This window comes from Flavobacterium sp. FlaQc-52 (assembly GCF_044007495.1).
Lineage (GTDB): Bacteria > Bacteroidota > Bacteroidia > Flavobacteriales > Flavobacteriaceae > Flavobacterium > Flavobacterium cupriresistens.
In genome coordinates this window covers 206,690-218,935 of the sequence record NZ_JBIPCV010000007.1, presented here as the reverse complement: position 1 = coordinate 218,935, position 12,246 = coordinate 206,690, and the positions used below count along the sequence as shown (strand labels likewise).

The 12,246-nt window shown below is 36.7% G+C and carries 9 protein-coding genes; 4 read left to right on the top strand and 5 right to left on the bottom strand.

Going from position 1 to position 12,246, the window contains the following annotated elements; genetic code table 11:
* Positions 1–124: 124 nt before the first annotated feature.
* From ACHRV5_RS13940 to ACHRV5_RS13930, 3 genes are read right to left on the bottom strand one after another with little or no spacing between them, the layout of a single operon-like run.
* Complete coding sequence (locus ACHRV5_RS13940; protein ID WP_395427166.1) at positions 125–2,047, bottom strand: arylsulfatase; 1,923 nt, start codon at positions 2,045–2,047, stop codon at positions 125–127.
* Between the two features lie 22 nt (positions 2,048–2,069).
* Positions 2,070–3,542, bottom strand: a complete 1,473-nt coding sequence (locus ACHRV5_RS13935; protein WP_395427165.1) for a RagB/SusD family nutrient uptake outer membrane protein — start codon at positions 3,540–3,542, stop codon at positions 2,070–2,072.
* A 16-nt stretch (positions 3,543–3,558) separates the two neighbouring features.
* Positions 3,559–6,681, bottom strand: a complete 3,123-nt coding sequence (locus ACHRV5_RS13930; protein WP_395427164.1) for a SusC/RagA family TonB-linked outer membrane protein — start codon at positions 6,679–6,681, stop codon at positions 3,559–3,561.
* A 941-nt stretch (positions 6,682–7,622) separates the two neighbouring features.
* Between ACHRV5_RS13930 and ACHRV5_RS13925 the strand changes: the two genes are divergently transcribed.
* From ACHRV5_RS13925 to cobA, 3 genes are read left to right on the top strand one after another with little or no spacing between them, the layout of a single operon-like run.
* The gene (locus tag ACHRV5_RS13925) at positions 7,623–8,126 is read left to right on the top strand and encodes a hypothetical protein (protein WP_395427163.1); all 504 of its coding nucleotides are present in this window, start codon (positions 7,623–7,625) and stop codon (positions 8,124–8,126) included.
* 45 nt (positions 8,127–8,171) lie between these two features.
* Positions 8,172–8,744 carry a molybdenum cofactor guanylyltransferase gene (locus ACHRV5_RS13920; protein WP_395427162.1) on the top strand — a complete coding sequence of 191 codons (573 nt, stop codon included), beginning with the start codon at positions 8,172–8,174 and terminating at the stop codon, positions 8,742–8,744.
* 5 nt (positions 8,745–8,749) lie between these two features.
* Entirely contained in the window at positions 8,750–9,541 is a 792-nt protein-coding gene (gene cobA, locus ACHRV5_RS13915; RefSeq protein WP_395427161.1) for a uroporphyrinogen-III C-methyltransferase, read from the top strand.
* Between the two features lie 436 nt (positions 9,542–9,977).
* Here the strand turns inward: cobA and ACHRV5_RS13910 are convergent, their stop codons facing one another.
* On the bottom strand, positions 9,978–10,334 hold the full coding sequence (locus ACHRV5_RS13910; RefSeq protein ID WP_395427160.1) for a hypothetical protein: 357 nt from the start codon (positions 10,332–10,334) through the stop codon (positions 9,978–9,980).
* On the opposite strand from ACHRV5_RS13910, the gene ACHRV5_RS13905 reads away from it, so the two are divergent.
* A complete protein-coding gene (locus ACHRV5_RS13905; protein ID WP_395427159.1) occupies positions 10,315–10,698 on the top strand; it encodes a hypothetical protein in 384 nt (127 codons plus the stop codon). The genes ACHRV5_RS13910 and ACHRV5_RS13905 overlap by 20 nt on opposite strands.
* Positions 10,699–11,527: 829 nt before the next feature.
* Here the strand turns inward: ACHRV5_RS13905 and ACHRV5_RS13900 are convergent.
* Entirely contained in the window at positions 11,528–12,112 is a 585-nt protein-coding gene (locus ACHRV5_RS13900; RefSeq protein WP_395427158.1) for a DUF4202 domain-containing protein, read from the bottom strand.
* Positions 12,113–12,246 lie beyond the last annotated feature (134 nt).

The window sequence follows — 12,246 nt, the reverse complement described above, 5'->3', positions numbered from 1 at the left end:
ACGACAATCTTTTTTCCAATAATTTCATAGTCTACTCTTTTCATATTGATTTAATTTTAAATGATTCAAATAGAATCAGGCCTTTTAGGTTTATCAAAAAGACCTGAATTTTAGTTGTAACGAATTAATGTGATCCTCCTGCGGGTTGGGTGGCTTTCTTAATAAGTTCTTGAATATTTTTGTCTTTATCCGGTCCTGAATTGTGGATTCTTCTGCTGAAAACATCCTGCCAGTCAATTAGCGGATAGACATTATTTTCTTTTGCCTGCTCATCAAACAGTTTTTTAAGTTCGGCTAATTTTTCAGGGTATTTTTTAGCAAGGTTGACACGCTCATTAAAATCTTCGTTTAAGTTGTACAATTCCCAAACATCGGTATCAAAATTGCTTTTTACAGGAGGTTCATTTTTGCCTAAGCTATTTTTTAAGGCAAAAGAATCAGGAAGATGAGCTGCGGCAGCTTTCCAACCGTCTTTGTAAATGGCTCTGTTTCCAAAAATATAGTAGTACTGTACTTTGTGCAAGGATTCTGCTTTCGGATCGTTTAAGGAAGCGTATAAAGAAGAACCTTGTATTTTATCCTGCTTGATTTCTTTGATATATTCCGGAGCTTTAACTCCAATAATGTCCAGTGTAGTTGGAAGTATATCGGTTACATGGCTGTATTGATTTCTGATTCCACCTTTGTCTTTAATTCCTTTTGGATAGAAGATAATCAATGGATTACGGGTTCCTCCTTCAGATTGTGCATCTTGTTTCCAGTTTTTAAAAGGCACGTTTGTTGCCTGTGCCCAGCCTAACGGATAGTTGGTATTGAGCCCTTTTGCCGTACCAATTTCCCCGATATGATCTAAGTTGGCCTGAAGATTTTTTTCGTCAGAAACACCCTGAGAAAATAGATTTTGATTGATGGTTCCTTGTAAAGTCCCTTCTTTACTGGCTCCGTTATCTCCAATGGAAACAATAATCAACGTGTTGTCTAATTGATTGGTTTCTTTCAGGTGATTTACAACTCTTCCGATTTCGTGATCGGTGTACGTAAGATATCCGGCATAAACTTCCATGAATCGGGCGTATACTTTCTTTTCGTTCGGACTCAGTTTTTTCCAATCTGTAATAAGCGGATTGCGTTCCGGAAGTACAGCATTGGCAGGAACTACTCCTAATTTCTTCTGATTGGCTAATACTTTTTCGCGATAAGCATCCCAGCCTTCATCAAATTTACCTTTGTATTGATCGGTCCAAGATTCTGCAACCTGATGAGGTGCGTGAACGGCTCCGGGCGCATAGTACAAGAAAAATGGTTTTCCCGGCGCTGCTTTTTGTTGTTTGGTAATATAGCTGATCGCTTTGTCTGTGATCTGATCCGTTAAATGTCTTCCGTCCGGAGTTACGTGTGCCTGATCCTCTACCAAATCCGGTTTATATTGATCGGTTTGGGAGCCTAAGAAACCAAAAAAGTGATCAAATCCTTTACCGGTTGGCCATCTGTCAAACGGACCGGCATCTGTAGCCTCTTCGTCAGGAGTAACACCATATTTACCAACGGCAAAAGTATTGTAGCCGTTAGCGTGTAAAATTTCGGCAATTGTTCCTTTGTCAGCAGGAATTCTTCCGTCCCAACCAGGGAAACCGGCAGACAAAACGGTGTGTGAAAATCCGCTAACATGTACTCTTCCTGAATTTCTTCCCGTTAATAAAGCAGCACGTGTCGGAGCACAAATTGCGGTGGTGTGAAAATTGGTGTATCGTAAGCCATTGTTGGCCAGATTATCAAAAGTTGGCGTTTGTATTAGACCTCCAAAAGCACTTGCAGCTCCAAATCCAACGTCATCAAGTAAGATCCATACCACGTTTGGTGCTCCTTTTGGTGCTGTTACAGGCTCCGGCCAGTATTCTTTGGAATCGGCTAAAGTTTTTCCGATAGTTCCTTTAAATTCGGTGTCAGGATTTAATTGTGCAAATCCGAATTGTGCGGCTAGTAAAGCCGTAATCAAAAGTCCTTTTTGCGGACTTTTGATTGTACTGTTGTTTTTAACTTTTTTCATTGGTGTTGTTTATTTGGGTTAATTAATATCCTGTGTTTTGTGGTAATCCAACTGGGTCGATACTTCTTTCGCTTTGTGGAATTGGGTATAAATTATTTCTCTCAGAAACCGAGTTTTTGGCAGTAACTTTTTTTACTTCGGTAACCAGAGTTCCCCAGCGTACTAAATCATACCATCTTTGGCCTTCTTGAACGAATTCTTTTTTGCGTTCTTCCTGAAGAGCCGCTCTGAAAGTAGCTTGCGTTAATCCGGAATAATCGATCGTAGCATCAGGAGTGAGTATTGGTTTTCCGTAAGCCCTTCTTTTTACCTGATTTAAATATTCGTAGGCTTCTGCTGTGGGGCCGCTTTTTTCGTTAATTGCTTCTGCATAAGACAATAAAATATCAGCATAGCGAATTAGCGGGAAATTAATGGCAACATTACCGGGAGAAGCCAGATTGGTAAGGTCCAGGTACTTTTTGAAAATCGGTTTTGGAAAAGTATATAACGATCCTGTTGCCGGATTGAACAATTGTTTGGCATAACTCACATCTCTTCTGGTATCCTGAGGAGCATAGATGTCATAAAATAGGGCTACATCTGAAATAATATCTGCGGGTTCTGTTGCGGTAAATCCGGTAAAAGAAGTTCCTTGAAAGGTACTGCCGCTAGAACCGTTTCCTGCCTGATTGGGTTCGAATTGAACAGAGAAAATATGTTCTTTTCCATTTTTTTTGGCTTTGTTGAATACGTCTGCAAAATTTTCAAAAAGAGCGTATCCGTACCCCCCGTTAATTACTTCCTGAGATTTTAAAATGGTTTTATCCCAGTCTTTTCTGGTAATGTATACTTTTACCAACAATGATTTTGCAGCTCCTGATGTAGCACGACCGGCATCATTTGCAGGATAAACTGCAGGCAAACTTTCCGCTGCTGTTAAATCAGAGATAATTTGAGCATAAACTTCCTCTACTGTTGCTCTTTTTGATTTTAAACTTTCAACATTAATAGAAGTTGGTTCATGTAAAACAATCGGAACGCCTCCCCAAAGACGAACCGCTTGAAAATACAATAATGCTCTTATGAATTTTGCTTCATTAATCAATCGGATCTTGATTACTTCCGAGCCAGAAACTTTTGGAATATTGTCAATGGCTACATTGGCTCTGTTGATTCCGGCATAAATCTGACGCCAAGCTACCTGAACACGATCTGTAGTAGCATCGTGTGTCAAACTGCTCAGTGCTCTTACTTGCGGATTCGTTGCAGAAACTCCCGCAGCAGCATAATCAGAAGCCATGTCGGTAAGGAAATATAGATTTCTGCCAAATAAACTTTGTTCACCGGGATCATTATTTAAGGAAGCATAAACGGCTGTTACGCTTGCCACTGCATCATCTTGCGTTACAAAGTATTTATCTTCCGTAACAAATGAGATTGGAGTTAGCTCGAGATCGGTGCACGATACCAGCAGACCTGCACCTAATAGAATTGTGAATAGTATTTTTTTCATCGTTTTATTTTTTTACTTAGAAAGTTACGTTCAGACCGGAAATGAATGTTTTGGAATTTGGATAGGCGCCAAAGTCAATGCCGGGATATAAATTGTTTTGTTCGTAGGAACTTACTTCAGGGTCATAGCCTTTGTATTTAGTCCAGGTTATCAGGTTTTCTGCAGAAACATAAAATTTCACACTGTTGGCTCTTAATTTTTTAGCAACGCTTTTAGGTAAGGTGTAACCTAAAGTGATTAGTTTTAATCTTAAAAAAGAAGCATCTTCAACATAACGTTCTGAAACTATTGCCAGAGGAGAACTCGATGCTCTTGGGATCTCATTGCTTGGATTTGCTGGTGTCCAACGATCATTTAGGACTGTTGACGCATTCGTTCCAAGTGTAGAGATTTCCAGTTGTTGATTCAGGGCATTAAAAACTTTTCCGCCATAAGAACCCTGAAAATTAACTTGTAAATCAAAATCCTTATACGATAGGGTGTTACTGATACTTCCCACAAATTTGGGTTGTGAGCTTCCAAGATCTCCTTTATCGGCGGCTGAGATTATTCCGTCTCCGTTGGTATCTACATATTTGCGGTCTCCAACTTTGGTATTGGCCAGACTGTTTATTTTAGGTTGTGTATTGATTTCGTCCTGAGTCTGAAAAATACCGTTGGTTCTGTATCCCCAGAAAGTCCCCAGAGGTTTTCCGACTTTCACAATTACGGGTTGTTGCTGTAATAAAGAACCATTTGGAACGATTGGGAAAAATTGAGTAACTCCGTTTCCTATTGCCACGACTTTGTTTTTATTGGCAGAAAACACAAAATTAGAGTTCCAGGAAAAGTTCTCGGTTTTTAAGTTCTCGGTGATCAAACCAATCTCAATACCTTTATTTTCAACCCCTCCAATGTTTTGAAGTACAGTAGCATATCCTGAAGTAAGCGGCACAGGTACATTGATCAGTAAATCATTGGTTTTTTTGTAGTAAACATCAAAAACAAAATTTATTTTTCGGTCTAATAAGGACAGGTCTAAACCAATGTTATACTGATTTGTTTTTTCCCATTTCAAATCGGGATTGGCCAATCGGGTAGGGGCTAGTCCGGTGTTGATCGTGCCTCCGAAGGAATAGTTAACAGAACCCATTGAAGCCAGAGAAAGATAATTTCCAATTTCCTGATTTCCTGTTGTTCCGGCGCTAAGTCTAAGTTTTGCTTCCGTAACTCCTTTTAAGTTTTTAGCGAAATCTTCTTCTGTAATATTCCACGAGAATCCTGCTGACGGAAAATACCCCCAAAGTGATTCCGAACCAAATCTGGATGATCCGTCGGCACGGGCGGACAAAGTAAAATTATAACGGTCTTTATAAGAATAATTGACTCTTGTTAACCATGATTTCAAAACACTTTCAAAAGCATCGCTATACGGTTTTGTCGGAACACCATCTTGCAGGGCATTATAGAGATTATGATCATTCACGAAAGTGTTGGCACCGGCAGTAACCACTTCACCTTTGGTATATTGCAGTGTGTATCCGGCCAAAGCTGAAAATTTGTGGTTTTCTCCAAAACGGGTATTGTAATTCAGTGTGTTTTCATTCAATACAGAACTTACCAGTCGGTTACCAACTGAAGCCAATCCTTTGGTAGATGCTCCAGTTGTGGTGTAAGAAGGAGCGTAATAATTTTGTTTGGTATTGATCACATCGCCGCTTACAGAAACTTTAGCAATTAATTCTTTGGTAATTTTATATTCCCCAAACAAGCTACTCAGGATTCTATTGATTTTGGTTTCATTAACCGTATTTTCCAAATCATTGATCGGATTGGAAATATATCCGTTTGTTGAGGTCGCGTAGGGGTTTTTGGTGACATTGTAACTTCCGTCAGGATTTTTGATCGGAACTACGGGAGCAATTAACAATGCACTAACCAGCGGACTTGGTTCTCTTCCTGAATTGGAGGAGCCAATTCCATTTGAGGAGGAGTTGGTATAATTGATGTTTACTCCAAACTTAAAAACTTGAGAATAGTTTCTTTCGTAATTGGCTCTTAAGGAAATTCTTTTAAAATCTGTCCCGATTACAACACCTTGCTGATCAAAAAAACTTGCTGAAATAGCATATCTCGAACGGTCATCACCGCCTGAAAAAGTCAATTGATGGTTTTGAATTGGAGCTGCGGTTCTAAAAGCAGCAGATTGCCAGTCGTAATTTCCGGAAGTTTTAAAATCTTCAATTTGTGCGGCTGTAAAAGAAGGCGCCTGTCCGATACTGGCCTGAACATCATTACGCAAACTGGCCCATTGGGAAGCGTTCATCAGATTTAGTTTTTTAGATACGGATTGTACTCCAAAATAACCTTGATAGGAGATTCGATCCACTCCTTTTGTACCCTTTTTTGTTGTAATAAGTATTACTCCATTAGCCCCTCTTGAGCCGTAAATGGCGGTTGCAGAAGCGTCTTTTAGGACTTCAATAGATTCGATATCACCCGGATTAATCGTCGATAATACGTTAACTCCTGCTCCGGCCAGAGCGACTCCGGCTGTACCGTTGCTATTGTCATTGTAAACTAGGATGCCATCGATGACGTATAGCGGTTCGTTACCGGCAGTGATAGAATTTCCACCTCTGATGCGTACGCTGGAAGAAGCGCCCGGACGTCCCGAGCTTTGTGTTACCACTACACCCGGAACAGCTCCTCGTAATAAATTGTCTGCTGATGAGGTGACCTGAGCAAGATTGGCTTTTGGAATTGAGGCCACAGCACCTGTAATGTCTTTTCTTTTCTGAGAACCATATCCGACAACTACTAATTCGTCTAATTCCTGGCGCTCTTCTTTAAGGTTTATAATTACCGGATTTCCTTCGACAACTATTTCTGTTTTTTTATATCCGATGTAACTTACGATTAAAGTATATGGAAATTTTTGGCCGGTTTGAAAAAAGAATTTTCCTTCTGTATCTGTTACAACTCCGTGTGTCGTTCCCTTAATAGTTACAGAAGCGCCGATAATAGGTTGATTAGTAATGTCATCTACGACAGTTCCGTCTAACTTTGATTGTATGAGTGGTGTGGTGTTTTGGGCATTAATTCCTGCCGATAACAGCAAGATAGAAAGCAATGAGTATATCTTTAATATTTTTTTCATTTCTTTGTATTGGTTTTAAGTAATTAACAAGGAGCCTTGAAAGTTGATTTTTCAACTCTCTGTTTGTTTCCTTTATTTCACGATAATGTTGTTCTTAAGCCTCGCCATTTCTGTTGCCGCAGAAATGGCTTTTTTTTTAGTTACAGCAACAGCCTTGCATTTTTTTCATTTTAGTTTTTTTAGTTATTAATTTTTTTGGATTGTAGGTATCGTTTCAATAATCAGTTTAGTGCAAAGCAATGCAGCAAACAGATTTTTGTAATTTCAGTAAATATTTTTGTGATGATTTTTTAAAAGATTCGTTTTTTAAATCAGATTGATTTTAGTGATTAGAGAATAATCAGCGCGAACGAATTAATGGCGGAGTTTAGCAACAGAAGCACATATAACAAAAAATGTTAGATGTATATTTTTTAAGTAAAATGGAATACGAAATGCTTTCAGTTGTTTTCAAAATATAGTGCTTTTGGTTTTAAATACGATTTTAAACTCTACTAATTCTATAGACAAAGTTAATTTTAATATAATAATATCCAAAAAAAAGTTTAATTATTTTTTTTGAATGTTAAAATGAGGGTAGTTTTTTAGTTTGTTGAAGGTGTTTAAAGTGTTGGTTTTTATAGGAGTGGAGTTTGTTTTTTTGTTTTTTTAATTCGCCGTATTATTTTTCAATGACAGCTTAAAATGTAGTATTTTGTACTTTGTTTTTCGTTTTTTAATTCTTTAAACGGCACTAAAAAAAGACAAAAAACAGTAGGTAGGACGTAAGTGTAGCTTAAAAAAATGACTTTACTTCTAAACTACATTCAATTTAAATGGTGATTTTGAATAAATTAGACTAATTTTATAGACATTAAAATACGACTGATTTTTTTACACGATCTATTGCAAAGGCACCTCTCTTTTTTTAGCTGTATTTAGCATAGTATATATTTATAATAATGATAAAAGTTAATAAAGCTTTAACCGATGGGAACGCAACCAGTTCAAAATCACCCATGCAAAAAATTTCTGTAGCTAAAGCATTTGATTGTGTTTTGGGAGAAGCCCTATATGCACCGATTACAATACCATCATTTAGATTGTCAACAGTAGAAGGCTATGCTTTTATTCACAGTGAGAAACACCAATACGATCTGATTTGCGATGTGCCGATTGCGGATCGTCTTAGTTTAAATGTAAAAAATAATGAAGCCGTATTTGTTGCTTTAGGCACTTTTATACCAAACAACGCAGATACAATTGTTACGGAAGAGTATGTTATGGCCAATGATAAATCGATTTTGATTACCATTATGCCGGAACAATTTGCAGGTGTTTCTTCTAAGTTGCAACCGATCGCCAAAGGGGATCTTGTTTTTGAATCGGATATTTTGATTACACAGGAGGTAATTGGTTTTTTAATTTCGTTGGGAATTACGGAGATAAATGTTCATCAAAAGTAAAAAATAAGTGTTTTTGAGTAACGTCTAATCTATAAATTTTTTGTTATGAAAGCGTTAACGGTATTTATTCTTTGTGGAGGAAAAAGCTCTGATGTGCAATCTGATAAGGGATTGGTTTTATTTCAAGGAAAACCTTTTATTGAACATATCATTCAGGCGGTTTTACCCCTTACACAAAAAATAAAATTGATTACCACAACGAGCGAATACGATTATTTAGCCTATAAAAAAATACCGGACATTATTACCGATAAAGGACCATTAGGAGGTATTTACACCGCATTGATGCATTCTAAAACCGAATTTAACCTGATCCTGAGTTGTGACATTCCATTGATTTCTACTGAATTATTATCGGAGTTAATTTCAAAACATACCGATGAAGCTGGAGTTACTGTTTTTGCATCTGCCAGTAAAATTCATTCGCTAATCGGAATTTATTCTAAAAAAATGCTGCCAATTATAAAAGAAGCAATCGATTCAGACCAATTGAAAGTGACGGATTTATTAGCCAAAATTCCACATCAGGTGATTACGATTGAAGAAAGTGAAAACTTTCATCTCACCAATAGTAGTTCGGCTGACGAACTAAACGACTTTAATATCAACATAAGTTAACAGAAATGCAAAAAGTAAAAACTCCAAAATTAACGGTTGTAGGAGCAGGTCCCGGTGATGTTGAATTGATTACATTGAAAGCAATAAAAGTTTTAGAAAGTGCAGATGTGGTTCTCTACGATGCACTGGTCAACGAAGAATTGTTACAGTATGCAAAAAATGCAGAAATTATTTTTGTTGGCAAACGCTCCGGTTGTCATGCCTATACACAAGATCAGATTAATGAATTGATTGTTGTAATGGCCAACCGTCATGGACATGTGGTGCGTTTAAAAGGGGGTGATCCCTTTATTTTCGGAAGAGGAAGTGAAGAAATTGAATATGTAGAAAAATGGGGTTTAGAAACCGATATTGTTCCCGGAATTTCATCTGCTTTAGGAGTTCCTGCTTCGGCTGGAATCAGTTTAACACAACGTAGGATAGCAGATAGTTTTTGGGTGATTACCGGAACGACTTCAAATCATGAACTCTCTAAAGACATTCATTTGGCATCAAAATCGGCAGCGACAGTAGTGATTTTAATGGGAATGCATAAATTAGAAGAAATCATTGCTATTTATAAAGAAAACAGAACAGATGATTTACCCATCGCCATTATCCAAAACGGAACGAAAGCTACAGAACGAAAAGTAATAGGAACCGTAAGTTCAATAACACAATTGGTTGCTGCGCACGAAATTGCAGCACCGGCAATTATCGTGATTGGAGAAGTGGTTAAAAACAACTCCAAATTGATTTCTTATTTTAAAGAATATTTTGATGATGAGTTTATATTACAGAACTTGGATTTAGAGTAGGGAATCTTGTTAATTTGGTTTTTAACCGCAAGGTTCGCTAAGAGATAAAAGCTTTTGGCAATCTGAGTCTTTAAAATTACTTCAAAATAAGTTTAGTGCATATTCCATAAACCCTCTATTTACTTTGTACAAATCTTAGCGCACCTCGCCTTTACTTTGCGATTAAAATAAAGGTTTACAAAGATTTTTTTTTCACGCAGATTTAGCAGATTGGGCTGATCTATTTACTTCTTAAAAAAATCTGCTAAATCTGGGTGAAAAAAAAATAGGTATAAAATTAAAAAGAAGCCATACTGTTATAATTAAACTTTGCATTTCTTGCGTAATCCCTTTGCGGCCCTTGCGGTTAAAAAAAGTAAACACAAAGAAAACTAAGCTTAATTTTAAAAATCATAAAAAAGGGTTCAACTATTAAAAGTCAAACCCATTCGTAGTATTATTTCTTTTTAGATTTTGATTTTTTTGCTTTCTTTTTAGCAATTTTTTTTGCTTTAGCTTTTAGTTTCGCTTTTTTAGCTTTTTCTTTCTTTTTCGCTTTAGCTTTTTGTTTTGCCTTTTTAGCCTTTTCTTTCTTTTTGTCGTTTTTAGCTTTCTCTTTTTTCTTGGCTAGTTTCTTTTTCTCTTTCTCTTTTTCCTTGTCTTTCATCTTTTTCTTTTTGTCTTTTGATTTATCTTTTTTAACAGTTTCTTCATTCTTTACTGCGACAGTCTTCTTGGATTTATTATCGTCTTCTGCACTTGTCAAAACTGTACCTTTCACAACCACTTTAGGATTGATAATTTTTTCTGCCAAAGCTCTTGGTGTAGTAGTTTTGGTCGGTGATGTAGTCGCCGCTTTTTTTGCCAATGCTCTTGGAGTAGTGGTTTTGGTCGGTGATGTAGTTGCCGCTTTTTTTACCAAAGCTCTTGGAGTAGTAGTTTTAGTCGGTGATGTAGTAGCAGTTTTTTTTGCCAGAGCTCTTGGAGTAGTAGTTTTAGCCGGTGGTGGAGTAGTGGTAGCTGGTTTCTTAGCTACCGGTTTTTTTGCAGCTGTTGTCGCAGAAGGAGTTTCTGCTTTCTTTACCTCTGTAACTGTTGGAGTACTATCTGTTTTAGGTAAATCAGTACTTTGTGCGATAGTTTCGTCTGTTTCTTTTTCCATATGGTATTTACTTTAATAGTTGAATCTTGTGAAATTACGACCGATAAAAAATTAACAATGTTTCTAAATCGTTAATTCTTAGTTAAGTAAATATAAGCAATAAAAATATACGCTAATGTTAAGTTTTATTGTAATGAAAGAAAAATAGGATTATTTTAACACTCAAAGTGCCGGTAATAGAAATGATAGAAGTGCTTTTGTAAGGAAAAGAAAAATTCCAATATTTTTAAATTCCAAATTCCAACTTTTACGGATCAGGAGCAAAAGTTGAGGATTAAGTAAAAGTGTACTTAAACCATATAAGTGATGTAAGTTCATTTTACGCTACTTGCCGAAAAAAGAGCAAATTAAAAAGTTGTGGAAAAATAAAAATTTCGTTAAGTCTCTGTTTAAATTTCATTAGAAAGAATTTTGAATCCGTTTTAATCCGTGTCTTCGTGATAACGAATCTGTTCAATCCGTGTCTGAATTTAAATTGTAATATGTGTGTATAACCATTATGTAGAATTGGACGCAGATTATCCGGATTTGCAATAGAAAAACGCTGATAAAAACGGATTTTTTATACTGAGAAAGCAATAGGATCGACTAAGACGAAGTACTTTTATTTATTACTTCTTTTTGCCCACCCCCCCAATTTTTGCACTTGATCCCTTTTTACGAGCTCTTGATTTCTTTTTAAACTTTGCGGCTTTGCGACTTTGCGAGATTTAACTTCTCCACAACTTTTGCACTTGATCCATAAGTAACCTTATGGCTGTAAATACTAAATTTATTATACAGCCTTTGGGAAGCGTTGTTTAAAGGCTTCATTTAGATGAAAAATGCTAAAAAGAATGCTGTATCTACAACCCGAGCGAAGCTTTTATGAGTTCCAGATTAGCTGCGGTATAGTTTATTTTTAAAGCTTCCTGATGTCCTTTATCAGACATTTTATCCCAGGTTTTTTTGATGATATTTTTGAGTTTTTCCTCATCGTGTTTGTGCACAAAAGGATCAAGGTAGTATTCTAAAAATACGAGACAGATGACATCTTCCAATAATTGTGTTTCAAGATCTTTTTTAAGTAGTTTTTTTTCAATTAAAAAAGACACACGGTCAATAAAGGTACTTTCGTAACCTGCTTTTTCTAAGATTGCTGCCGTAGTTACAGCATGGAATTTTTTCAGTTCTTCTCTCCATCTTAAGTAACCAACACGATCCATAGGATACGATTCCCGGGCAACCTTCCATCGGCAGATATGCTGTGCTTTTGAGGCAATTTGTACCTCTTCTGAAGCTTCCGGACAGAACTGCATCAGCCTTTTATACATGCGATCCGAGTATAATAATTCTTTCGGATATTCGATGTTCTGATCGGTTTCAATGTTGGGATCTTGTGCGTTTTCAGCATCGATCCACTCGCTGGCTTTTTGGAAAGGTGTATTCATTTTAGTCATAGAAATAGACTTCAAATATAGGCAATTAATCTCTAAAGTAAAGGAATGCTTGAAAGTTACCGCCAGGAGATTATGGTGAACTTAATAGCATTTAAAAACAATTCAAAAAAAACAAAAGCAGCTAA

Coding starts and splice junctions, on each gene's coding strand:
- ACHRV5_RS13920 (WP_395427162.1), top strand. CDS start 8,172: ATGAAAGCGTTAACGGTATTTATTCTTTGTGGAGGAAAAAGCTCTGAT.
- ACHRV5_RS13935 (WP_395427165.1), bottom strand. CDS start 3,542: ATGAAAAAAATACTATTCACAATTCTATTAGGTGCAGGTCTGCTGGTA.
- ACHRV5_RS13900 (WP_395427158.1), bottom strand. CDS start 12,112: ATGAATACACCTTTCCAAAAAGCCAGCGAGTGGATCGATGCTGAAAAC.
- ACHRV5_RS13930 (WP_395427164.1), bottom strand. CDS start 6,681: ATGAAAAAAATATTAAAGATATACTCATTGCTTTCTATCTTGCTGTTA.
- ACHRV5_RS13925 (WP_395427163.1), top strand. CDS start 7,623: ATGATAAAAGTTAATAAAGCTTTAACCGATGGGAACGCAACCAGTTCA.
- ACHRV5_RS13940 (WP_395427166.1), bottom strand. CDS start 2,047: ATGAAAAAAGTTAAAAACAACAGTACAATCAAAAGTCCGCAAAAAGGA.
- cobA (WP_395427161.1), top strand. CDS start 8,750: ATGCAAAAAGTAAAAACTCCAAAATTAACGGTTGTAGGAGCAGGTCCC.